Consider the following 23,358-nt stretch of genomic DNA (forward strand, 5'->3'; position numbering starts at 1 on the left):
CGGCGGCGTCGGCGACCCGGAAACCCATGCCGCAGGCCGAAGCGCCGTGGAGGCGGCGAAACTCGGCCGCCGGTCCCGCCTCGAGCGAGTTGATCACGAACGCGGCGCGGCCCTGGCGAAACAGCGTTCCGCCTTGCCGCCGGGCGGCGGCGGTAAAGCCGAGCGCAATGAGCTGCTTCGCCATCGGCACGGGGTCGGGCGAGGTGAATTCGCAGAAGGCGAAACCGTCGAGACCCATTGGATTGTCGGCAATCATTGTCGGTCTCCCAGATGAGGCATGAGGGCGGCCACGAACGGGCCGATCACGGCTTCGTCGAGACCGGCGAGATTGATGCGGCCGTTGCCGGCCATGTAGATGCCGTGTTTCACGCGCAGGTCGCGCACGGCTTCGCCGTCGATCGGCAGCATCGCGAACATTCCCTGCTGGCAGGCGATCGGCGCGAGCAGCGGATGCTCCGCGCCGAGCAGCCTCCGTATCGCCGCGATCCGCTGACGCATCGCCGTCAGTTCGCGCTGCCATTCGCCCCGAAGCGCGGGGTCCTCGAGGATCAGCCGGACCGCGGCAGCGCCATGGTCGGGGGGCATCGACCAGTTGACGCGCGCGAGCGCGTAAAGATTGGAGCGCACCGTGTCCGCCATCGCCGGCGAGGCCGCCTGCACCCACAGCGCGCCGACGCGTTCGCGGTAAAGGCCGAAATTCTTGTCGCAACTGTAGGCGACAAGCGCTTCGGGAACACGGCCGGCGAGTGTCCGCAGCCCCTCCGCGTCCGCGTCCAGCCCGCTGCCGAGGCCATGATAGGCAAGGTCGATGAACGGGAGAACGCCGGTATTGGCGCAATGGTCGGCGATCCGGACCCACTGCGCGTGGCTGAACGAGATGCCGGTGGGATTATGACAGCATCCGTGGAGAAGAAGCACATCGCCCGCTTTCGCCGCGGCGAGATCGTGCATCATCGCCTCGAAATCGAGATCCGATCGCGCGCGATCGAAGAAGCGGTGGGGAGCCGGTGTCAGACCGGCGGCCTTCAGCACCGGCACGTGATTGGCCCAGGTGGGATCACCGATCCAGATTCGCCGCCCCGGCGCCCCGCGCGCCAGAAGCTCGGCCCCCAGCCGCAATGCGCCCGTACCACCGGGGGTCTGGAGACCGACGAACGCCTCACCCGATGGCTCTCCGAAGAGCAATTCGGCAAGCAGCGCGGTAAAGCGTGCGTCGCCTTCAGGTCCGAGATAGGACTTGCTCCGCTGGTTTGCCGCGAGCAGATGTTCCGCGGTCTTGACCGCCGAGAAAATTGGCGTGTGCCCCTCGGCGTCGCGATAGACACCGACACCGAGATCGAGCTTGCCGGGACGTTCGTCGCGCGCGTGCATCCCTATCAGCGCGAGAAGTGCATCCGGAGCCTCGGGCGAAAGCGCGGCGAAGGCGGACGCGTCGGGCGGGACGGCGGTGCGGTCCGCGGTCGTTAGGGTTGTCATGAAAGTCCTCGTCGAAATTGCTTTTGGCACGTCCAGATATTTCATCGGAGCGCAAAAAATCATTTCAATCTTCGAGTGATTACTGCATATTGTGAATTATACGTTTCACCAGTGAGGCGGATGTGAAAGATATTCAAATCGACGCAATCGACCGGCGAATCCTGCAGGAGCTCCAGGGCGACGCTTTGCTCAGCCATGCCGAACTCGGCGAACGCGTCGGAAGTTCGGGACCCTCGTGCTGGCGCCGCGTGAAAGCGCTGGAAGCTGCGGGCGTCCTGGGACCGGCGGTGCGCCTCCTCGACGCATCGAAGGTGAACTGCGGTGTCAACGTGCTCTGCAACGTCCGGCTCAAGGATCATGCCGCCGAGAGCACTGCCGATTTCGAGGCATTCGTCCTCGATCGACCCGAGATCATGGACTGCTATTCGATGTCGGGGGACTGGGATTATCTCGTGAGGGTGGTCGCGGCCGACGTCGCCGATTACGAGCGCTTCCTGATGCGCACCCTGCTCGCGCATCGCTGCGTCGCGACCGCGTCGTCGCATTTCGCGCTCTCGCAGACGAAATACCGGACCCAGTTGCCGATCTGATCGCGCCACGCCGGTCATCGGCTCGCCCGGCCCCGGCCCGGCCGCGCGAGCCATAGCGCGCTGGCGCCGGCGAGCACGACGCAGGGGGTCGCGGCGAGCAGCACGCGTGCCGGCGCGAGACCGGTCGCCAGAAGATGGCCCGCGAGCAGCGGACCCGCGATCGCGCCCATGCGCCCGACCGCCACCGCCGCGCCCACGCCGGTCGAGCGCGACAGTGTCGGATAGATCGAGGGCGCGAGGCCGTAGAGGATCGTCTGGCCCCCGATCGCGAAGAAGCCGACGACGATCCCCGCGGCGATGGTCGCGGCGAGACCGTCGATGACACCCAGCGCCCACAGCGAAACCGCGATCGCGACATAGGTGACAAAAATCGTCCACCTGAGATAGCCCCGGTCAGAGAGCGCGGTGAGGACGATGCATCCGGCCGCCGCTGCCGCATTTTCGAAAGCGGAGATAAGACCGGCCTCCTGCGGGGTAAATCCCTTCGCCACCATCAGCGTCGGAAGCCAGTTGTTCAGCAGATAGACGATCACTTGCGTGAAGGCATAGCTGATCCAGAGCAGCAGCGTGGCCGCGAGCCGCCCGCCGCCGAACAGCGCCGCGCGCGCGCCATCGGTCGCCCCCGCGGCGTCGCCCGCGGACCGCGCCGCGTGAAACTCCTCGGACTCGGGAAGAAACACGTAAAGCAGCGGGACGAGCAGAATCGGCAGCGCGCCGCCGATCAGGAAGATGGCACGCCAGTCCATGATCGTCTGCGACGCGACGAACAGGGCGAGAAGCGTTCCTCCAACCGGCGTTCCGCTGAACATCAACCCGACCGCGGTCGAACGGCGCGCGGCGGGCGCCGCTTCGGCCGCGATCGCGATGAGATTGGGAAAGGCGGCGCCGATGCCCAGGCCGCAGAAGAGGCGCACGAGAATGAAACTCGTCGCGTCATAGGCAAGCATCGTGGCAAGCGAGAAGATGCCGAGCCAGGTGAAGGACAGGACGAGCACGCGCTTGCGTCCCCATCGGTCGCCCGACCGGCCGCCGATCGCGGCTCCCGCCATCAAGCCGACGATCGCGGCGCTCAGAATGTAGGAGATCGGCCCCGCCGAGAATCCCATCTCTTCGGCGACCATCGGCGCGGCAAGCCCCATCGAGACGATGTCCGCGCCTTCGAGCGCTGCGGCAAAAAAGCATAGCAGGAATGTCCGCTGGCTACCCGACAATTTCATTTCACGCTCCTGCACGGGTGCCGACACCCCGATCCTGGCCGGTCGCGCGGCCGTCCGGACTGCGAACGACGAAGAAAGGGGCGTCGTCCGCAAACCCTCAACCGGTCTACGCACGGCACCGCCCAACCCGCAGGAGATGCGGGAAATTCTCCGCTGAACGTAGAAGCCAAGGAATGCGGTTGCCGAGGGGAGAGACGATTTGAGACGAATGTATATGGCGAGTCTGCCTTTGGCTGCGCTGCTGGCCGCAGCGACGGCAAAGGCTGCGCCGGTGCTCGACATCGACGCGACGCCGAGTGCGATCGATCCGGCGACGGGCACCGGGACGCTCGCAGTCGAGATGTCGATTCCGGCGGTCGACCTGCCCGTGGGCGGCAAGATCGCCGAACTCGGGCTCGGCATGCCCGGCCAGGCGCGCATGCACCGGGTGAGCGATCTCGGGGCGACCGATAGCGCCGGCGCGATCCCCCTCCAGCAGAAGCCGGGCATGCGAAGCGAATGGCTCGCCGGGCGGGCCGTCAGCGGTCCGGTGAAGCTTCGCTACACGCTTCATCTCGAAAATATCGCGATGCTGCAGGGCGGGCCGCCGACGGCGGTGCGGATCGACGGAAGGGCCTTTTCGGGCATCGGAAGCGTGCTTTTCGCCGAGCCCGCGCTCGCCGGAGCGGTCGAGATAAGGGTGCGCTGGCACCTCCAGCATATGCCCCGCGGGGCCGAGGCGGTCACGAGCTTCGGCGACGGCGATATCACCCTTCCCGCAGGCCCGGCCGACCGGCTCGGCCGCGCCGTCTATATGGTCGGGCCGGTGTGGCGCGAACCCGCGAAGGGCGACATTGGCGGCTTCTCGTCGGTGTGGGCCGACGACCCGGGTTTCGATCCGCGCCCGGTGATGCGCTGGACCGCGACATTGCATGGCTGGATGAGCCGCTTCTTCGGCGACGAGACTGCCCCGCCCTACCGCGTTTTCATGCGCTACAACCCGATGAACGCCGGGGGCGGCGCCGCCTTGTACAATTCCTTCCTCATCACCTACGGCAAGGGGGTCACCGGCGGAAGTCTCAGGAATATTCTCGGTCACGAGATGACGCACACCTGGACCGCCAACGGCCTCGGCAAATGGTATGACGAAGGCAATGCCGTCTACTACCAGGCACTGCTACCCTGGCGGGCGGGGCTGCTCAGCGCCGACGAATATCTCGCCGATGTCAACGAGACCGCGAGCCGCTATTATACCAATCTCCTGCGCACGACGCCCGAGGAGGAGGCCGTGCGCCGCTTCTGGGAAGACACGCGCGTTCGCGTGCTGCCCTATGATCGTGGCGCCATGTATTTCGCGGCGCTCAACGGCATGATCCGGCGGGCATCGGGCGGTCAGCGGTCGGTCGACGACCTCGTTCTCGCGCTCGTGCGCCGCGCGAGGGACAATGAGCCGATCACTGAAGCCCTGTGGCTCGACATGCTCCGCGGCGCAGCGGGTGAGCCCGCGGTCGCGCTCCACAAGGCCATGCTGGCCGGCGAGCTGGTGATACCCCGGTCGGACGATTTCGGCCCCTGCTTCCGCCGAACGACGAAGATGATCCGGCGCTTCGACGTCGGCTTCGACTTCGCCTCGCTCATCGGGTCGGACAAGGTCGTCCGCGGCCTCAAGCCGGGCTCGGAGGCCGAGAAGGCCGGCGTGCGCGAGGGGGACCGGATCAGCTACGGCATCGCGCTCGACGCGCTCCAGGGCGACGCCAGCCGGCCGTTCACCGTCGAGGTGACGCGCAGCGGCAGGAGCTTCCCGATCACCTATCTGCCACGCGGCGAAGCCGTCGAGGCATATCAATGGGAACGCGATCCGGCGGTTCCCGAGACCATGTGCCACTCCTGGTGAGGATTATCCGATGAACATCTCTAACTCCCTTCGGCGCACGCCGCTGGCCGGTACCGTGATCGCGGCCCTGCTCGCCGCCGCACCGCTTTGCGCGCAAGCACCCGCCGGCCCTTCGAAGAACCCCGACGATTTTCTCGCCGAGCCGCCCAAGCCGCCGTCGATCAAGGGCGACTTCACCCTCGTCGCGATCGGCGACATGCTCTACTCGCACCCGATGGCGCATTCCGCCGACCCGAAGCTCCAGGAGGTGATCACCAAGGTCCGCGACGCCGATTTCGCCGTCAGCAACCAGGAAGGGGTCTTCATCGATCTCGAAACTTTTGACGGCACCGGCTACGGCCTCGGCCAGCTCTGGGGCGAGGGAAGGCTCGCGAACGACATGAAGGCGATGGGTCTCGATCTCGTCTCGGTCGCGAACAATCACTCGACCGATTTCGGCTCCGAAGGCCTGCTCCAGTCCATGCGGTTGCTCGATGCGGCGGGCATCGGGCACGCGGGCGGCGGACGTAGTCTCGCCGAGGCGCGCCGAGCGGGCTTCGTCGACACGCCGAACGGCCGGATCGCGATGGTCGCCACGGCGTCGACGGTGAAGGAAAATGCGCGCGCCAACGACGCCTTCGGCGGCCTTAACGCGCGCGCGGGGATCAGCACGCTGCGCCTCCGCAAGGTGAACATCGTTTCGCCTTCCCAGTTCGCCGCCATCCGCAAGCTCGCGAGCGATCGCGCCTCGCCGCGCGAGCCCGCACCCGCCGCGACGGCGAAGGAGATCGAGTTCGGCAAGGAAATCTACCGCGCCGGTTCGGGCGATCCCGTCATCTATGAGATGGATCTCTTCGATCATGCCGACCTGCTGAAGTCGGTCCGCGCAGCGAAGGCGGCCTCGGACCTTACCATCTTCACCATCCACGCCCACGAGAGCCCCACGGGCCTCGACGACGACACACCGGCCCCGCCCAATTTCCTGAAGACCCTCTTTCACGACGTCGTCGACGCGGGCGCGGACGTCGTCGTCGGCGGTGGTCCGCATTCGCTACGCGGCATCGAGATATACAAGGGGCGTCCGATCTTCCACGGCATCGGTGTTTTCTTCATCCGCGGCGAGATCAAGGCGACCCAGGAAGCCGCTTTCCGCGTCTTTCCCGACCCTGCCACGGGCCGGGCGCCGCCGCCCGTCCCCGAACCCGAGTCGGTTCGCCCCGGTGGCAATCCCGCGAGCTGGTACGACAGCATGCTCGCCGAGGTCGACTATCGCGACGGCCGCGCCCGGCGGGTGCGCGTCTATCCGCTCGACGTCGGCAATACGCGCGATCGCAGCCGGCGCGGCATTCCCCATCTGGCCGATCCGGAAACCGCGCGCCGCATCCTCGAAAATCTCAGGAAATGGTCGGCCGATCTCGGCACCCGCGTCCGGATCGAGGGCGAGACAGGCATAATCGATATCGAGTGATGCGGGAATGAGCGAGCCATGCGTATGACATTTCGATGTACGATGCCCCGATGACCGATCCCTTGCTACCTGGCGGCCCATACGATGCACGCTGAGACGCAGAAGCAGGCCGAGGCGCTCAACAAGCGCTTCCGGCCTGCCCTCATGTCCTTCTTCCTGCGGCGTATCCACAATTTCCAGGAAGCCGAAGACCTGACCCAGGACGTGATCCTGCGCATTTCCGAGCGTGCAGCGAGCATCGATGCCTCGCGCCCCGATGCCTATGTCTTCCAGATCGCCGCCAATGTCCTGCGCGACCATTGGCGGCGATCGCGGGTCCGCAACGCCTACGAAACCGAAACGCTGGCAGTACGCGGCAACTGGATGGACGAACTCGATCCCGAGCGCGTCATGCAGTCGCGTCAATCGCTCGCGACCGTCGCCGGGGCGATCCGGGCGATGCCCGAGCGGACGCGTACCATCTTCATGCTCTTCCGGCTGGAAAAAATGAAACAACGCGAAATCGCCGACCTGCTCGGCCTGTCGATCCGCACCGTCGAACAGCATGTGATGCGCGCGAGCCTCATGCTGCGCGATACGCTGGCGCAAGGAGGAGCGGACGCATGACTCCCCACGACGCGCATGACGAAGCGGCGGCGATCTGGGCGATCAAGCTCGGCGACGACGCGCTTTCTCCCGCCGAGCGCGAGGACTTCCAGCGCTGGCTCGACAGCGATCCCGCGAATGTCGACCGGCTTGCGTCGATCGTCGGCGCCTGGGAGGCGGTCGACCGCTACGCTGCAAGCGCGCCGATGATGACGCTGCGCGAGGAAGCGCTCGCGACGGCGCGGCGCATGCACGCGCGGACGCCCGGCATGGCGATCCAGCGCCCCCCGGTCTGGATGCTCGTCGCGGCGTGCCTCTGCCTCGTCTTTGCCGGCATATCGGTCTGGTACGCGCAGCAACCCACCTTCTACTCGACAGGACGCGGCGAACGCCAGATCGTCGTGCTCGACGACGGTTCCAAGCTGTCGCTCGATGCCGGGACGCGCGTGAAGGTCCGATATACGCGTGACGGAAGACAGTTCTGGCTGCAGGAGGGGCGCGCCAGCTTCAAGGTCGCGAAGAATCCGCTGCGTCCCTTCTCGGTTTCGGCGCGCGGCAAGCTCGTCGTCGCGACGGGCACCGAGTTCAGCGTCGAACTGATCGGCAGGGAGACCCGCGTCATTCTCTACGAAGGGCACGTCGCGGTGCTCGATGGCGATGCCCGCCCGCGCGCCGCACCGGGCATGTTCGACAAGAAGGGCTCCGCGGGTGCGGGCTATGTCATGCTCGATCCCGGCGAGGAGCTTGTAATCGCTCCTTCGGCCACCGCAGCGGCCGGTGCCCCGACCATGGCGATCCGCGAGCCTGCCAACCCTTTGCCGTCCGCCGACTGGGAAGCGGGACAACTCGTGTTCGAGAACGAACCGCTGACCGTCGTGGTGGAGCGGACCAACCGCTACGCCGAAACGCCGCTTCGGCTCGGGGACGCGCGCGTCGGGCTGATGCGCGTCTCGGGAGTATTCCGCGCAGGCGACACCGCGAATCTGACCGAGGGTCTCGCAGCCACGCTCGGCATCGCGTCGCGCCCCGGCAAGGACGCGATCATCCTGACCGCCCCTGGAGATAAGGAATGAACCGTCGCACGCTCCTCGCCGCCCTTGCGGCCCTTCCCGCAGCGCATGCAGCAGCGCAAGACGGTGCCGCGCGGCGCCCGCTCATCGTCAATTCGCTGGGCGAGCTCTCCGACCCCAATTTCATGGGAGCCCCAGCGCCCGAACTCGTAAGCGATCGGGTCGTCCGCGATGCACTGGCGTCGGGCACAAGCGCGCTGAACCTGACGCTGGGTCATGTGTCGGGCGGCGGCGATCCCTTCGAGATTACCGTGCGCGATATCGCCCGCTGGGATGCGGCGATTCGGGCGCGGCCGGGGTCGCTCATGAAAATCCTGACGGCCGCGGACATCGAACGGGCGCATGCGACGGGACGGATCGGCGTCATCTTCGGCTTCCAGAACGCCACGATGCTGGGCGACGACGCCAGCCGCGTCGATCTGTTCGCCGACCTCGGGGTGCGCGTCCTTCAGCTCACCTACAATATCGGGAACGGGCTCGGCGGCGGTTCGCTTGCCCCGGCGGGTACGCCGCTCTCCCGTTTCGGGCACGAGGTGGTCGAGCGGCTCAATGCGCGGCATGTCATCGTCGACCTGTCGCACAGCGGCGAGCGAACCTGCATCGATGCGGCGCGAGCTTCCACCGCGCCGATCGCGCTGACGCACACGGGATGCCGCGCCCTCGTCGACTACCCGCGCAACAAGTCCGACGAAGAGCTTCGGCTCGTTGCCGAAAAGGGTGGCTATGTCGGCATCTATTTCATGCCGTTTCTCGCTCGCGAGCGCCAGATCACCGGGGCCGACGTCATCGCGCACATCGAGCACGCGATCGATATCTGCGGCGAGGACTGCGTCGGAATCGGCACCGATGGGCCGACGAGCGCGATCGACGACATGGAGCGGTGGGCGAAAGCCTTCGCCGCCGACATCGAGCGCCGCCGCGCCGCGGGAATATCGGCTCCGGGCGAGCGACCCGACAGCTATTTGTTCGCGATCGACATGACGGGCCCCGACCAGTTTCATATCCTGGCCGACAAGCTCCGCGCGCGCGGGCATTCGCAGCAGCGGATCGAGAAAATCCTCGGCCTCAACTTCCTCGCATTTGCCCGGCGCGTCTGGAGCGGCTGATCGTCCGGGCGGGCGGCCGGCGCGCGATCGACTTCGGATAAGAACATCTGCGCTCGCCCCCGACCGCCGGCACCTGAAGCCCGATCGTCCCGGGCGCCTGCAGGCTCCGCGATTTGCCCTTGCCATTTACATTCGTTCCGGGCGCGCGTGCCGGCGAACGCCGCCATGCGGCGGCGGACACGGAAAACGGGACGGCTCGCGCCGCCCCGTCGCTGGCTTTCCGAAAATATCAAGGTCCGGCCCCGCCGACGCGCAACTCCGGACCGCGCGCGCCCTAACGGAAACGCATCTTCGCGCCGATGTAGAACTGCCGTCCATAGATATCGCCATAGGCGCGGGTCGGGAAGGACGGGCCTTCGTCGGTCAGATTGTTCACGCCCGCGCGCAGCGTCATGCGGTCGAGTTCGTACTGGACCGATATCGAATGACGATAATTCGCCGCAATCCAGGGCGTGGGATCGTTTTCGACAGTCGAGGTCGCGGTGTTCTTCACCTTCGGCAGATAATAGAGCTGGTAGAAGAAGCGGAACGGCCCCTTGGTGTAGCGAAGGTCGAAGCGACCGCGCCAGTCGGGATCGGTCACGGTGCCTTCGGTCCGCGCTTCGCTGAAACCCGTGGCGTTGGACAGGGCGAGCGTGGTGTGGGTCGCCTCGACATTGAATTCGAGGGTTCCCCAGTCTTTCGCGAAGAGCCGCTCGAGCGGCAGACGATAGTTCAGATTGTAGATTTCGCCATGATATTTGACCACGGCGGCGTTGAAGGTCGTCTGGTTGGCAGTGACGACATAGCCTTGGTCGTTACGCGCAAAGTTCGAGCAGGCATCGGCAGGGAAGTCGGTCGAATCGAAACAGACCGCGAGGAAGTTGGCGGGACTGAAGGCGGTCAGCCCGTCTTTCAGCCGCACTTCGATCCGGTCGGCGGTGAAGCTGAGTCCGGGAATGAAATCGGGCTCAACGACGACGCCGTAGGTCCAGGTATCGGAAATCTCGTTCTTGAGGTTGAGGTTGCCGCCCGTCGTGATCTGCGTCAGCGACGTGTTCTCGGCCGGATCCTGGAAGCTGCCGAGCGGACCGTATCCCGGATTGGCGGCGAAGAGCGCTTCGCAGTTCGCGCGGCGCACTGCCGGGTTCGGTCCGAGATCGATGCTGTCGACATCGCACGGGTCGCGTCCGATCGGTCCGTTCGAGACGCTTTGCGGTGCGAATATCTGGTCGAGCGTCGGGGCGCGGAAGTTGCGGCTGCGCGAGCCGCGGAAGGTCAGGCCGAAGCCGGTGTCCCAGCGCAAGCCGGCACCCCAGACCTTTTCCTTGCCCGCGATCGAATTGTCGACGAAGCGGAACGAGCCGTCCGCGGTCAAGGATCTGATGCCCGGCAGGGTGAAATCTCCGCCGACGAGCGGGAGCAGCAGCTCGGCGGAGAATTCGTCTGTGTTGTAGGAGGCCTTCGAGGGCAGCGTTGCGCAACAATTATAGGGAAGCCCGAGCTGGTCGGCTTCATAGGGGGTATAGCGCGCGAACTCGCGGCGATGCTCGTAGGCGATGCTGAACTTGGCGAGTCCGGCCGGCAGCTTGAGGAGGTCGCCCCCGAAGGTCGCGAGATAATCATCCTGGACATTCTTGAACCGTGAGCCCGACAGGACCGTCGCATAGGCGACCGCCTCGGGAGAAGCCTTAACATCGCCGAACGGGTTGATCGGAGCGCAGGCGGGATCGTCGTTCGCCGGATCGGCGTCGGCATTGATCCGGCACATGATCTGCCCGCCGCTCAGCACCGTATCGAGCGCATTGTTGAGATGCTTCGCGTGCGGTGCCCACACTTCAACAAAACCCGAGGTTTCGCCGCGGCTGCCGGTGAGGCTCCAGTAGAAGGAGCGGTCGCCCGCGGCGAATTCGCCTTCGAGCCCGACGAGCGCGCGCCAGCTGTCGCGCTCGCTGCCGCGATTGCGCGACGGCAATATGTCCATGAAGCGCGACAGGAATATCTGGTTGCCCGCCGCGAAGTCGGGGCTGATCGTGTCGAGGACATCGATCGCCTCCGGCGTCAGATAGGGATTGGTCCGGTCGAAACGGATCAGTCCGCCGCCGCCGTCATAGCCGTTGAACATGGTTCGGAAGATCGCCTGCGTGCCGTACGGGTCGGTGCCCTTCTGGTGCCCGTAGACGAACTCGCCGATCAACCGCACATTGTCGCTGATATCGAAATGACCATTGGCGCTCGCGGTATATCGCTCGACCCCCGAGGCCATGGTCGAGGATTCGCGCCAGTCGTGACCGTCGCCGCCGATCGCACTCGCCGAGCCGCCATAGTAGATGCCCTGGTCGTAGGGGATCACCCGCTTTCCGTCGGGGCTGAACTGGAACGACTGGCCATTTTGCGTGAGGAAACCCGCGAAGAAAGGCGGGGCACCGCTCGGACGATAGAGAACGCCGTTGCGGTTATAGAAGCGATAGGTCGGATGGGTGATATAGATTTGCGTCGGCTCGCCGTCGGCCGGGCCGGTGTCGTCGGGATTGGTAACGAGCGTCGGCGAGAGGTCGGTCCAGGGGCGGTCGTAATCGAGCAGCGGATCGGTCTTCGAATATTCGAGATTGACCGCGATGTTACCGCGTCCGCCCGCAAAGTTGCTGCCGGCGGTCAACCGCCCATAGGGCCGCCAGTCATCGCCGCGCGTACTGATCGAGTTCTGGAGATCGAGCTCGATGCCCTCGAAATCATCCTTCAGGATATAGTTGACCACCCCCGCGATTGCATCCGAACCGTAGACGGCGGCACCGCCGCCCTGGATGATCTCGACGCGCTTGATCAATCCGGCCGGGATGACGTTGGTATCGACGACGCGGTCGCCAAGACCCGACGCCGAGGCGACCATGCGGCGACCGTTGACGAGCGTCAGCGTCCGTCCCGCCCCGAGATTGAAGAGATTGGGGTAGGTCTGTCCGGACCCGGCGGGATAACCCTTGGTCGGGTTGATCGGGAAGGTCGGGACGTTCGACGTGACATCGTTGAGGAGCTCGCCAACCTGGACATAGCCGCGATCGCTGAGCTCCTCGGCGCCCAGCGCAGTGAGCGGAGCCGAGGTGCCCGTCCCGGCCTTGCGGATCCGCGAGCCGGTAACCACGATGTCCGGGTCCGCCACGAGCGTCTCGCCGGCGACGTCCGGCGCTGCGGCACCGCCTCGCCCCTCGAGTACATACATGCCGCCGCTGGTCTTCCCGATCCGCAGGCCGCTCCCTGCGAGCAGCCGACGCAGCGCTTCGTCGGCTTCATGGCGCCCCCTCACGGCAACGCTTCTGTGGCCGCGGACGAGTTCTTCGGAGAAGATGATCTGGCGGCCGGTCACCTTGCCGAACTGCCGCAGCGCGCTGCCGAGGTCCTGTGCGGGAATATCGAACGCCCTTGCGGCTTCTTCGGCCACCGCCGGCGCTGGAGCCAAGCAGGCGAGCGCCGCTCCGCACGCCAGCATCGCCGCAAAATTCCCCCGTCCCCGATTCCTCATGGCCATGCCCCCTTTTACATCGGCCGCGGATCGCGCCCGTCCTGTCTTGTCGAAGAGTGCTACGTTCCGGCGCCCGAAACCCGAACGGGCCGATGACATTTTCATGACCTTGCCTCGCGGGTTTTCGCATCTCGCGCATATTCCCACGAGAAGCCGGCCGTTTTTCGTGCCGGCAGCAACGCGAAGGATGGGCGGCAATGACGACGAGAAGCGGCGCGATCGAATATTTCAGGCATCCCGATTCCCGGCTGCCCTTCTCCGCAGCGGTCCGCGTCGGCGACATCGTCTATCTTTCGGGGCAGATCGGAGTTGGTGCCGGGGACAAGCTCGCGGACGATATCGACGCACAGGCGCACCAGGCGATGCGCAATCTCGCGCAAAGCGCAGTCTTGGCCGGGACAGGCCTCGACCGGGTCTTCAAATGCACGATCATGCTCGCGGACATGACGCTCTGGCCGGCGTTCAACGCCGTTTATCGCTCCTATTTTGCCGACGATCGCCTGCCCGCCCGCTCGGCTTTCGGCGCAAGCGGGCTCGCGCTGGGCGCACTCGTCGAAGTCGAGGCGATGGCCTGGATCGACGCGAAATAGCGCTCGCGTCCGGACAGCCCGGGCGAACCCCACGGCGCATGCCCCGCGCCCGCTCCCGTTTCGAGGAAGGAATGATCATGAAGAATCTGCTGCTGACTACCCTTGCCATTGCGGCGACCCAAGCGGTTCCGGCGCGCGCCGAGGAAGCGCCGCACCTGTCGATCCGCCTCAAGCCGGTCGCGCTCGACGCCGCGGCCGGAACGGGCGAACTCGATGTCGAGATGCGGCTGTCCGGGACGTCTGCACCGGGCGGCAGCGACCTGATCGTGCACCAGCCGGGCGGACCGCGCATGACCAAGGGCATCACGATCGCCGATCTGCGCCTGAGCGATGCCGAAGGCGCGGTAGAAACCCGGCGGGTGATGAAGGACGGGTGGGAATTCTGGCAGCCGGCGCGCGCGGTCGGGGGCGACATCTCGCTGCGCTACCGGACCCAGATCGATAATTCGGCGGGAGGCATATTGTCGTCGATCCCCTATGTCGACGGGCCCGGATTGTCGGGGATCGGCAGCATGCTGCTTGCGCTGCCCCGCCTTCCCGGCGATTTCGACATCGATGTGCGCTGGGATCTCACGGCCCTGCCCGCGGGCGCGACAGGCGTCACGACGCACGCCGATGGCGATTTCTCCCTGGCCGCGGGTCCGATATCGCGCCTCGACCACACGCTTTTCATGGCGGGTCTGATCAAGAGCGAACCGCGCGATGGCAGCAGCGGTTTCAAGGCGATCTGGACGGGCAGCCCGCAGTTCGATCTCGCCGGGGCCATGCAATGGTCCGCCGCGCTTTACCGCTTCAACAGCCGTTTCTTTGCCGATCCCGCCGAGCCTCGATACCGGATATTCCTGCGCGAGAACCCCTTCAATCCCTCGAACGGCACGGCGACGATTCACGCTTTTGCGATGGGCTATGGCAAGGATACCACCGCCGAGAAGATGAAGACGATCCTCGGTCACGAGATGACGCATACCTGGACCGCGAACGAACTCGGCAAATGGTATACCGAGGGCAATGCAGTCTATTACCAAGCGCGCCTCCCCTGGAGTGCGGGCCTGATCCCGACAGACCGGTATCTCGACGACATCAATCTTACCGCGGCACGTTATTTCACGAGCGAGGTGATCCACGCCCCCGACGCCGATGTCCTCCCGAACTTCTGGGAGGACCTGCGCTACAATGTTCTCTCCTATGACCGCGGCGCGATGTATTTCGCGGTTCTGAACGGCGAGATTCGCCACGCTTCCGGCGGTACGCGCTCGGTCGACGACCTGATCCGTGCCATGGTCGCGATGCAGCGCGACGACGGCAAGATGCCGACCGAGGCAGACTGGGTCGCGCTCGTCGAAAAGGAACTCGGCGCGAAAGGCGTTTCGTTGCACCGTGGCATGATATCCGGTGAGAATCTTATGGTGCCGCGCTCGGACGCGTTCGGCCCGTGTTTCCGCCGCGTCAAGGCCAAGGTTCGCCGTTACGATCTCGGTTTTGGCGGCCCGCAGCTCAAACGTTTCGCGGTCGTCGAAAAGCTGCGGCCGGGCTCGGCGGCGGCGAAAGCGGGCCTGCGCAACGGCGATCGCATCGAATATCGTGACAGCACCGAGGGAACGTTGCGCCATCCCGACATGAAACTGCATCTCAAGGTGACGCGCGGTGACAAGATTTTCGAGACATCCTACCTGCCGCGCGGAACACCGGTGGCAATCTACCAATGGGCACGGGCTCCGGCCGCGAACTGCCCGGCGGTGCTGCCGCAGGGCGAACCGCACGATGCGGCGAGCTAGGTTGCCATCGCGGCGCCGGCTCGGCCGCGCGTCGGTGCCGGAGCCCTCAATAGCGCTGCCAGCAGCGCCCCGGTCCACTCCGACACCCGACATCCTGAAGTTACCCCGCGAATCGTTCGCGACTCTCGTCGTCGAGGCCCGTCACGGCGGCCCGATCCTTCATGATGTCCTCGAGATCGTCCGCCGTTTCGGCTTCGTCGCCTATACAGTTTCGGCCAAGCGGCAACGCCGTATTCGGACGTTCGAGATCGGGATCAAAGCTCCGTCGGGAAAGCTGGAGCGCCTGCTCGTCGAAGCGCTTTCGCGATCGACCGACATCGACGATATTTGGGTACGACCGGTGCAGGTCGAGAGCATAGGGATCAAAAACAGCGGATAGCCCCGGGGCGAAGCTTCCTGCTCGGCATTTTCTCCACCGCTGCCCCAGATAACGTCATCCGGCCCCTGGAAGGAAGGAGGATCGAAACGATGTCCGAGACGCGTTATTCACCACGCTTGCGCGACGGTGTCTCCAGAATGAGCTTGCGGATACGCTCCGCGACTTCGGGTGTTGCCGGATTGTAGATCATCATGTTGAGGTCCGACCTCCCTTCGACCGCGAAGGTGGAGAATTCAAGCTCGATGGGGCCGATCCCGGGATGGTGGAGACGCTTGACGCCTTCTCCTTGACCGACGACCTCATTGTCGCGCCACAACGCATCGAACTCCGGACTTGTTCGGGACAGTTCTTCAACCAGTTGCCCGATCTCCGCGCCAGCGCCCGCCCGTGCCGCATCGGCCCTGAACGCGCCCACCACAAATCGTGCAACGCTGAGCCAATCCGCCTGGGCAGCCTTCACACGCGAATCGGAAAACATCAGGCGCAGAATATTGCGCTGCGGGCGAGGAAGCTCGGAATAGTCGGTGAGCACGACCGTCGCGGCACGGTTCCAGGCGACCACATCCCAAGTGGCGGTCCGGACGATGGCCGGACTGGCCGGGATCGCATCGAGTACCCGCTGCAACCGGGGTGTGACACCGTCCGATCCGCGGTAGCGCGCTCCGGGCAGATGACCGAAGGCGAGAATATGGAGATGCTCGCGTTCGGGCTCGGTCAGCATCAGCCCCCTGGCGATGCGCTCGAGAACATCCGGCGAGGGCGCCCCGCCCCGGCCCTGTTCGAGCCAAGTGTACCAGGTCGGGCTGATATTGGCGCGCAGCGCTACCTCCTCCCGGCGCAGCCCAGGCGTGCGCCGGCGCGCGGCCGGGAAGCCGAACGTCGCCGGATCGAGCCGCATACGGCGATCGCGCAGAAATGTGCCGAGAGAATTGCCGGTGCCGGACATGGTGGAGCTGTTGGTCATTATACTATGATAAAGTCACTACTTTAACAGGAATAGACATAGCGCCAAACGGGCCGCTCAACAATGTCGGAGATTCAATTATGCGTGTTTTCCTGACCGGGGCCACCGGCTTCATCGGATCGCGGATCGTGCCCGAACTGCTTGCGGCGGGCCATCAGGTGCTTGGCCTGACCCGATCGGAGGCCGGCGCCGGCTCGCTTGTCGCAGCAGGCGCCGAAGCGCATCTCGGCTCGCTGGAAGACCTTGACAGCATCCGCGCGGGCGCCGCTGCGGCCGACGCGGTGATCCACACCGCGTTCGACCATGACTTCTCCCGCTTCCCGGACAATTGCGAAAAGGACCGGCGAGTCATCGAAGCACTGGGTTCCGTGCTCAAGGGCTCGGCCCGGCCGCTTCTGATCACATCGGGCACCGGAATGGGCGATGCCGAAGATGGCGGTCCGGCCCGCGAGGATGTGTTCAACCCGCACCGTCCCAATCCCCGCGCCCTTTCCGAAATTGCTGCTCAGGCCTTGCTCGCGGACGGCGTCAACGTCTCTGTGATGCGGCTTCCGCAGGTCCACGACACCGTAAAACAGGGCCTCATCTCACCCTATATCGCGATTTGCCGCGAGAAAGGCGTGGTGGCCTGTGTCGGAGAGGGGCTCAATCGCTGGCCGGCCGCGCACGTCCTCGACGTCGCCAGGGCCTATGTACTCGCCCTCGACCGAAGCGAGGCTGGAGCCCGCTATCATGCCGTCGCGGAAGAAGGCATTACCGCGCGCGCGGTCGCGGAGATTGTCGCTTCCAGGCTCGACCTGCCGATCATTTCCTTGTCTCCCGACGAGGCAGCCGATCATTTCGGCTGGTTCGCCATGTTCGCAGGTCTCGACATGCCCGCTTCGAGCACGCGGACGCGCGCGAAGTTGAACTGGAACCCGGATGGCCCGACGCTGCTCGCCGATCTGGGAGATATGGATTTCCTGAACGAGCCCGGACAATGATCTGCGTTGGACCATCGCCCGCTTGCCGGTTTGGAAAACCAGCTTCGCACCACGCACACACCTGCACGCCGGATCGATCGCACCACCAGGCCATATGGCCGCGGCCTTGGGCAGCGGTGCGCCGATCAGGCCCTCGATCTGCGTGAAGGTGAGTTCCATTTCCCGTCCGCCGCTGCGAACGGCCCAGCGGCGCGGGAATACACCGAGCGCATCATATTTTCCCATCACCCTCCTTTCCCGACCGGGCCCGCACTTAGGCCAGCCTGCGCCCCCCGGAAGCAGGCAATGGAGGCTGAGCGATCCAGGTACGCGGCAAGGAGAGGAGAACGACCGGCGGGAAACCTGCCCCTTCGGTTGTGAGATAAAGCCGCCCGGACGCTTCATTCTGTTTGTCGATGACGTCGACCTCCTCACCCTCAAAATACAGCCAGAAGCGATGCGTTCCATCGCTGATCCATTCGATGATCTGGTCAACAAAAAAGAGGCTCGTGCCGACCTGCACCGCATCGATGGGGGTGTCCGGATATTGCCCGCCGCCTGACGGACGGCGACAATTTCGTAATCAGCCATGCTTCACCTCATCGGCCTGCGCCTTGGAAATGATCGCTGGTCAGGCGGCCGTTTCGGTTTGCCGGTCGAGCGCATCGGCGATCATCGCCGCGAGCGACTCCTCGGCCCGGATGCGCGCGACCGGGTCTTTCGCATCGAGATCGCGCCTGATCCATTGCGGCGCGCGCTCGACTACCCGGAGAATAGTGTCGGTCAGTTCCCGCGTCATCGCGCGCTCATGACACGGAGGCATTCTCGAGCAACGACTTTGCGGCGAATGCCGCGGGCCTTCGCGTTCCGCGCTCAGGAACCGTTCATGGCAACCGACGTTCGATCCGCGCGGTCATCGAGGAGAAACGATATGCGCATTCGGTTGCTGGCGGCATCGCTGTTCGTTGCGGCCGTTCCCCTTGGCTCCGCGGGCGCGCAGATATTCGATACCGACTTCGGTGCGATGGTCCTCAACCAGAACATCGGCGCCATCAACACGTACAATACGCAAGTCGACCGCATCAACAGCGAGCGCGATGCCGATAGAGGCAGGCACCAGCAATCGGTGCCCCGTACCGGTGCGGCCATTCCCGCGAACACGATGATGCAGCTCAAAAACGCCGTCGTCGATGTGCTCGATCCCGAATATCGACGCCGCCTCGCCGCCGATGGGCAGACGAGTTCGAAGAGCTGGGCCAGCACGACGTTGAAGAGCGTCGGCGGACAGGTCGGGGCGCTGACGCCGGAATATCATCGCCGTGTCCAATCGAGCGGTCAAAAGGCGGCCGACAGCTGGCTTGTGTCCCGGACGCGTCAGATCGCCGGCAGCTATGCAAGCACCGGGGCAAGAGCCGGCGCCCCGGCCACCGGCGGCGTGCCCGCATCGATAATGAAGAAGGCGGAAGACGCAGCCTTCGCGATCCTCAACCCGGAGATCAGCCGAAGGGCCAGCGCATTCGGGAAGCCTGCCGCCGAAAGCTGGTCGCGATCCGCCGGACAAGCGGTTGGCGCTGATGTGGGCAAGCTCAAGCCGGAATATCTTCGGCGCGCGAAGGTCGATGGCCCTGCCCGGGCAGATGACTGGATCGTTGCCCAGTCGCGCGCAATCGCGACCCGTTACGTCGAAAGTCAGCGGTAGCAGGCCGGTCGGATTTTCCTCCGGCTCCAAATCCGGCACCAACTTGTCGCCGGGAGATTGTCGGTGCCGTGATCGGCAGCTATCCGTGAGGGCATGGACCCGGATTTGATCAAACGCCTGTCGAAATCTCGCGCCGGCTTGGCGCTGTTGACGCTGGCTGCTGCCACTGCGATCTTTCTCGCCGGGACGCGCGCTGGCGAGTTTATTGCTTTCGTGACAGGCGCTGACCGATAAGGGCAGGCGAACAAGTCTCAATACTTCAGGTGGTTGCGCGGGAGCATCCGGGGAGTGTAGGCGTTTTCTGATCGGTCCGGCGCCGAACCCGGCTTGCCGATCGTTTCTCCCAAGGATGTTTATGCAACGACTCTTTCTGATTCCTGCGCTGCTTTTCAGCCTGTTTGCCGGCGGACAAGCCGAGGCCCGCAAGAAGGACCCCGTGGACACATATGAGCGGGTAACCGATTGGGTGCCGATTCCGAAATCGATGAGCGAACTGCTCAACGAGGGATGGAAAATCGTCGGCTTCAACGATTATCAGACCGAGATGTTCTCCGACAACATCACCTCGCACGCGTTCATTCTGGCGAGCGGCAGCAAATACGCCATCTGCTTTCTGATCGATCCGGCTATGAACAATGCCAAGTCGAAGTGCCGGGCGCTGAACTAGGAAGCGGGTCTCAACCTTTGCGATTGGCCCCATCAGCGACAACGCAAGCTTCCGCGGTCAATCTCACCCCCGAGCGAGAACCGGAAACAGTGCCCTTGATCGTGGCGATCTTCCGGGATTGGCCATAGCCAGGTTCATTGCCGATTGAAAACCGGCGGCGCAGGCTGGCAGGCACATGGGCCCGAACTCAGGCCCTGCCTGAGTAACGCTCAGCCATGTAGCGACCGGGCGAGGTGCCAAGCGCCTTGCGAAACATTGTTACGAAGCTCGGCACGCTTTCGTAACCCAGATCGGCCGTGACCTTCTGAATGGAAGCACCGCCGGCGAGCCACTGGACCGCGAGCACGACAGCGAGTTGCTGGCGCCAACGGCCGAAGCTCATCCCGGTTTGCTCGCCGATCCGCCGCTCGAGCGTCCGCTCGCTCATTCCGGCGCGCGCCGCCCAGCTTGCGAGCGTTCCCCGTTCCCCCGGGTGCTCCAGCATCTCGGCGGTGATCCGGCGCAGCCGGGCATCGGTCGGCATCGGCAGATGCAGGTTTTCGATCTCGGCCGCCGCAAGTTCGTCGACGAGCACTGCAATCAACCGCGAGTTGGCCCCGCCCTCCTCGTAGAGCAACGGCAGCTGTGACGAACGGACGAGGAGCTCGCGCAGCAATGACGACACCACGACGGCGCAGCAGGTTCCGGGCAGGCGCTGGCCAATCGATGATGCGACAAAGGCGTTATAGCCCTCGAGCGCGCCGGTGATCTTCACGCTGTGCAGCGCTCCGCCGGGAATCCAGACCGCGCTACCGGGGGGAACCACCCAGAGCCCGCCCTCGACTTCGCAGCTGAGCGCACCGCGCTGGACAAGCATGATCTGCCCCTTCGCGTGGCGATGAAGATCGAGCTCGATGCCCTCGAAATCCCTTGCCACGAGACCATAAACGACGGCGGGGCGAGGCACGTCGTCCGGGTCAATCCAGTCGGACGGGCTGGCGAGATCGTTCAGAATCGGCATGGGGCGCTTTCGGGCATAATGGCGAAATTGGATAACATACTGTCATGAATTAGCAATGACGCCAACACCGGGTTCGCATATCCCAAGAGCGCGGGCCGTCACACCGGCGAGCCGCGCTGAGCGAAAGGGATAATATGTTCGGTCTCCCCATCTTCGAATCCGGTTATGTCGCGCGTCTGCGCGACCTTCGCACACGCAGCGGTCCGGCGGCGATCGCGGGCCCGCCGCCCCGCCCCGCCGCCCCAGGATTCGCCTGATGCTGCCGATGGGATCGCCCGAAAGGCCGGATGTTCGAACGACCGGCCGCGTTGGCCAGGCGCTCCTTCGTCTCCTGATGCGCCGCGCGACGGTTGTCGCCGCCGAGCGGCTTTCTGCGCACCTCCACCTCATCACGATCGAAGGTCAGGCGCTGCGCGATATCAGCTGGGTACCCGGGCAGGTCATCCAGATCGCAATGGGATCGGCATTCAGGGCGCGCGCCTATACACCGCTCGAATGGAATGCGGCCGCAGGCCGGCTCTGCATTCTTGGCTATGCACATGGCAACGGGCCGGGTAGCGCCTGGGTGAGCGAGGTGCGGCCCGGCGACGAATGCGATATCTTCGGCCCGCGCCGCTCGATCGATGTCCGGCCTCTGCCGGGGCAGTTCATTCTCTTCGGCGACGAAACCTCGCTTGGTCTCGGTCATGCCCTGTCGCGACGGGATAACGCGCGGCCCCTCGCCTCGTGCTTCGAGGTCGGCGACGTCGAGAGCAGCCGCGCGGCCGTAACGCAGCTCGCGCTCGGCGACGTGTCGTTGCTGGAGCGCGCGCCGGACGGTGCCCATGTCGCGGACATGGAAGCCTTGATCTCCGCGCATGCCGCTGCCGGTGCCTCGTTCGTCCTCGCCGGCAAGGCCACGACAATCCAGCGCCTGCGGCAGGCCCTGAAAAGGCACGCTGTGCCGTCGTCGCGGATTTCCACGAAGGCCTATTGGGCGCCCGGGAAGTCAGGCCTCGATTGATCGCCGCCGGACGCCATCTCGTGCCACGCAAGAAGCTTCTCGATCGTGACGCCAATGCCGCCGCAAACTTCGACGAGCGGCCTTCGACACCCGCCAAGTTTTTCGTAATGGACATCAAGGGCAGCCAATGACGCCCCGCAGGCGGGCTCCACGAGTATCCGGGCCGTATTCGCGAGCTTCAGGCAAGCGGCGATGGCTTGGCTATCCGAGACGGTCAGACTCAGGACGTTGGCTTCGCGCGCACGTTCGAACGCGGATGCGGCAATTTGCCTCGCGCCGAGCGATGTCGCGATGGTTGCGATTCGATCGAGCGTCGCTCGCTCGTTCGCCTGGAGGCTGGAATGGAGCGACGCGGCGCCTTCGGTCTCGACGGCGATAACCGGGATATTCCGGAGGCCATGTCGTTCCAGTCCCTCCAATATGCCAAGCAGCAGGCCCCCGCCGCCAACGCTCGTTACGACGCAGTCGAACGCGTCCCCGGTCGCCAGGACTTCGTCGATGAGCGTCGAGTGACCATGCCAGAGCAAGGGGTCATCGAAGGGATGGAGATAAGCCCATCCATTTTGCCCGGCGAGCGCCCGCGCATGCAGGTCTGCCTCGTCGAAGTCGGTGCCGAATACGATGACTTCGGCTCCCGTTTCCTCGATGGCCTGCCGCGCCTCCTCGGAGGTCGTTCGGGGAACAATGATCGTGACGGCGAGGCCGCTTCGTCGCCCGCAATAGGCGGCGGCAAAACCCGCGTTGCCGCCGGAAGGACAGATGACGCGGCGCGCGCCGTTCGCAATCGCATGCTCGAACCAGGCTCCGACGCCGCGGAGCTTGAAACTCCCGGTCGGCTGCAGCGCGTCGAGCTTGAGCACCGCGGCGTCAAGGCGTCCCCGGCCCCAGGCCCGGCTGGTTATGGCCGGGGTTTCGATGTGGAAAGGCATTCGAAATTCCAAGGAGAAACTCCTGCGCAGCGCGCTTGGGGCGGTTCGCTCGACCCGGCCATCGCGTGTTCCTCGGCGCGACCGGGCTGCTGTCCGGACGGCAAGCCGGAAGGACGGGCACGGCCGAACGCGGCCAAATGATCAATTGTCGAAATAACCCCGGATTTCCGCAATCCGGCCATCATCGGCGTGACGGATCACATCGATGCCTTCGATGACCACGTTCGATCCATCGGGTGTCGTGCCGACCAGCTTCCATTTATTTGCGGTGTGATCGCCGCACGCGGTCACATATTCGAGGGCGGCGGTGACACTTTTGAAGCCGCCCAGGATTGCGGTCATGTTGGCGCGCCGTTCGGCCTCGGTTTTTTGGGCGGGCTTGTTTACCGGATCGTGGGAGACGGCACCTTCGGCGAAGAGCCGCAGGTAGGCGTCCACGTCCCGTGCGGCAATGGCGCGCCAGAACTCGCGCACGACGGCGAGGTTGCTGTTCTTGTCGATCACGAAAGACTCCGTATTTTTGGCCCATT

The 23,358-nt window shown here is 64.9% G+C and carries 22 protein-coding genes and 1 pseudogene; 13 read left to right on the forward strand and 10 right to left on the reverse strand.

What is annotated here, in order from left to right; translation table 11 throughout:
• A pseudogene (locus VGD20_RS03975) lies at positions 1 to 256 on the reverse strand (4-hydroxyphenylpyruvate dioxygenase); the annotation flags it as partial.
• Positions 253 to 1,476 (reverse strand): amino acid aminotransferase, encoded by a 1,224-nt coding sequence (locus VGD20_RS03980; RefSeq protein WP_331133202.1) that lies wholly within the window; start codon positions 1,474 to 1,476, stop codon positions 253 to 255. The pseudogene VGD20_RS03975 and the gene VGD20_RS03980, both read right to left, overlap by 4 nt.
• Positions 1,477 to 1,598: 122 nt before the next feature.
• Between VGD20_RS03980 and VGD20_RS03985 the strand changes: the two genes are divergently transcribed.
• Entirely contained in the window at positions 1,599 to 2,066 is a 468-nt protein-coding gene (locus VGD20_RS03985) for an Lrp/AsnC family transcriptional regulator (protein ID WP_331133203.1), read from the forward strand.
• 14 nt (positions 2,067 to 2,080) lie between these two features.
• On the opposite strand, the gene VGD20_RS03990 is transcribed toward VGD20_RS03985, so the two are convergent.
• Positions 2,081 to 3,283, reverse strand: a complete 1,203-nt coding sequence (locus VGD20_RS03990; RefSeq protein WP_331133204.1) for an MFS transporter — start codon at positions 3,281 to 3,283, stop codon at positions 2,081 to 2,083.
• A 214-nt stretch (positions 3,284 to 3,497) separates the two neighbouring features.
• Between VGD20_RS03990 and VGD20_RS03995 the strand changes: the two genes are divergently transcribed.
• The 5 genes from VGD20_RS03995 (at position 3,498) to VGD20_RS04015 (ending at position 9,364) form a co-directional block, all read left to right on the forward strand.
• Positions 3,498 to 5,156, forward strand: a complete 1,659-nt coding sequence (locus VGD20_RS03995; protein WP_331133205.1) for a hypothetical protein — start codon at positions 3,498 to 3,500, stop codon at positions 5,154 to 5,156.
• A gap of 10 nt (positions 5,157 to 5,166) precedes the next feature.
• On the forward strand, positions 5,167 to 6,603 hold the full coding sequence (locus VGD20_RS04000; protein WP_331133206.1) for a CapA family protein: 1,437 nt from the start codon (positions 5,167 to 5,169) through the stop codon (positions 6,601 to 6,603).
• Positions 6,604 to 6,687: 84 nt separating this feature from the next.
• Complete coding sequence (locus VGD20_RS04005) at positions 6,688 to 7,209, forward strand: RNA polymerase sigma factor (protein ID WP_331133207.1); 522 nt, start codon at positions 6,688 to 6,690, stop codon at positions 7,207 to 7,209.
• Positions 7,206 to 8,261: a FecR domain-containing protein gene (locus VGD20_RS04010; RefSeq protein ID WP_331133208.1), complete on the forward strand. Its 1,056-nt coding sequence runs from the start codon at positions 7,206 to 7,208 to the stop codon at positions 8,259 to 8,261. Before VGD20_RS04005 ends, VGD20_RS04010 begins: the two co-directional genes overlap by 4 nt.
• Positions 8,258 to 9,364, forward strand: coding sequence for a dipeptidase (locus VGD20_RS04015; RefSeq protein WP_331133209.1), 1,107 nt, complete (start codon positions 8,258 to 8,260; stop codon positions 9,362 to 9,364). The genes VGD20_RS04010 and VGD20_RS04015 overlap by 4 nt, the downstream gene beginning before the upstream one ends.
• A gap of 274 nt (positions 9,365 to 9,638) precedes the next feature.
• On the opposite strand, the gene VGD20_RS04020 is transcribed toward VGD20_RS04015, so the two are convergent.
• Positions 9,639 to 12,860 (reverse strand): TonB-dependent receptor, encoded by a 3,222-nt coding sequence (locus VGD20_RS04020; RefSeq protein ID WP_331133210.1) that lies wholly within the window; start codon positions 12,858 to 12,860, stop codon positions 9,639 to 9,641.
• A 197-nt stretch (positions 12,861 to 13,057) separates the two neighbouring features.
• On the opposite strand from VGD20_RS04020, the gene VGD20_RS04025 reads away from it, so the two are divergent.
• From VGD20_RS04025 to VGD20_RS04035, 3 genes are all read left to right on the forward strand, one after another.
• Positions 13,058 to 13,450: a RidA family protein gene (locus VGD20_RS04025; protein WP_331133211.1), complete on the forward strand. Its 393-nt coding sequence runs from the start codon at positions 13,058 to 13,060 to the stop codon at positions 13,448 to 13,450.
• A gap of 77 nt (positions 13,451 to 13,527) precedes the next feature.
• Entirely contained in the window at positions 13,528 to 15,225 is a 1,698-nt protein-coding gene (locus tag VGD20_RS04030; protein WP_331133212.1) for a hypothetical protein, read from the forward strand.
• Position 15,226: 1 nt separating this feature from the next.
• Entirely contained in the window at positions 15,227 to 15,604 is a 378-nt protein-coding gene (locus VGD20_RS04035; protein ID WP_331133213.1) for a hypothetical protein, read from the forward strand.
• A 103-nt stretch (positions 15,605 to 15,707) separates the two neighbouring features.
• Here VGD20_RS04035 and VGD20_RS04040 read toward each other — a convergent pair whose 3' ends face one another.
• Complete coding sequence (locus VGD20_RS04040; RefSeq protein ID WP_331133214.1) at positions 15,708 to 16,568, reverse strand: helix-turn-helix transcriptional regulator; 861 nt, start codon at positions 16,566 to 16,568, stop codon at positions 15,708 to 15,710.
• 80 nt (positions 16,569 to 16,648) lie between these two features.
• On the opposite strand from VGD20_RS04040, the gene VGD20_RS04045 reads away from it, so the two are divergent.
• Positions 16,649 to 17,551: an SDR family oxidoreductase gene (locus tag VGD20_RS04045; RefSeq protein WP_331133228.1), complete on the forward strand. Its 903-nt coding sequence runs from the start codon at positions 16,649 to 16,651 to the stop codon at positions 17,549 to 17,551.
• Positions 17,552 to 17,804: 253 nt separating this feature from the next.
• Here the strand turns inward: VGD20_RS04045 and VGD20_RS04050 are convergent, their stop codons facing one another.
• Both VGD20_RS04050 and VGD20_RS04055 read right to left on the reverse strand, forming a co-directional pair.
• Positions 17,805 to 18,053, reverse strand: a complete 249-nt coding sequence (locus VGD20_RS04050) for a hypothetical protein (RefSeq protein ID WP_331133215.1) — start codon at positions 18,051 to 18,053, stop codon at positions 17,805 to 17,807.
• A 108-nt stretch (positions 18,054 to 18,161) separates the two neighbouring features.
• Positions 18,162 to 18,329: a DUF6771 family protein gene (locus tag VGD20_RS04055; protein ID WP_331133216.1), complete on the reverse strand. Its 168-nt coding sequence runs from the start codon at positions 18,327 to 18,329 to the stop codon at positions 18,162 to 18,164.
• A 132-nt stretch (positions 18,330 to 18,461) separates the two neighbouring features.
• Here VGD20_RS04055 and VGD20_RS04060 point away from each other — a divergent pair, with 132 nt between their 5' ends.
• Together VGD20_RS04060 and VGD20_RS04065 are read left to right on the forward strand one after the other, a co-directional pair.
• Positions 18,462 to 19,229, forward strand: a complete 768-nt coding sequence (locus VGD20_RS04060) for a hypothetical protein (protein WP_331133217.1) — start codon at positions 18,462 to 18,464, stop codon at positions 19,227 to 19,229.
• 355 nt (positions 19,230 to 19,584) lie between these two features.
• The gene (locus VGD20_RS04065; RefSeq protein WP_331133218.1) at positions 19,585 to 19,896 is read left to right on the forward strand and encodes a hypothetical protein; all 312 of its coding nucleotides are present in this window, start codon (positions 19,585 to 19,587) and stop codon (positions 19,894 to 19,896) included.
• A 187-nt stretch (positions 19,897 to 20,083) separates the two neighbouring features.
• On the opposite strand, the gene VGD20_RS04070 is transcribed toward VGD20_RS04065, so the two are convergent.
• On the reverse strand, positions 20,084 to 20,896 hold the full coding sequence (locus tag VGD20_RS04070; RefSeq protein WP_331133219.1) for a helix-turn-helix transcriptional regulator: 813 nt from the start codon (positions 20,894 to 20,896) through the stop codon (positions 20,084 to 20,086).
• Positions 20,897 to 21,230: 334 nt separating this feature from the next.
• On the opposite strand from VGD20_RS04070, the gene VGD20_RS04075 reads away from it, so the two are divergent.
• A complete protein-coding gene (locus VGD20_RS04075; RefSeq protein WP_331133220.1) occupies positions 21,231 to 21,899 on the forward strand; it encodes a siderophore-interacting protein in 669 nt (222 codons plus the stop codon).
• Here the strand turns inward: VGD20_RS04075 and VGD20_RS04080 are convergent.
• Positions 21,866 to 22,828 carry a pyridoxal-phosphate dependent enzyme gene (locus VGD20_RS04080; RefSeq protein WP_331133221.1) on the reverse strand — a complete coding sequence of 321 codons (963 nt, stop codon included), beginning with the start codon at positions 22,826 to 22,828 and terminating at the stop codon, positions 21,866 to 21,868. The genes VGD20_RS04075 and VGD20_RS04080 overlap by 34 nt on opposite strands.
• A 141-nt stretch (positions 22,829 to 22,969) precedes the next feature.
• Positions 22,970 to 23,332 carry a nuclear transport factor 2 family protein gene (locus tag VGD20_RS04085; RefSeq protein WP_331133222.1) on the reverse strand — a complete coding sequence of 121 codons (363 nt, stop codon included), beginning with the start codon at positions 23,330 to 23,332 and terminating at the stop codon, positions 22,970 to 22,972.
• Between the last annotated feature and the right edge of the window lie 26 nt (positions 23,333 to 23,358).

Source organism: Sphingopyxis sp. (assembly GCF_036402335.1).
Classification (GTDB): Bacteria; Pseudomonadota; Alphaproteobacteria; order Sphingomonadales; family Sphingomonadaceae; genus Sphingopyxis.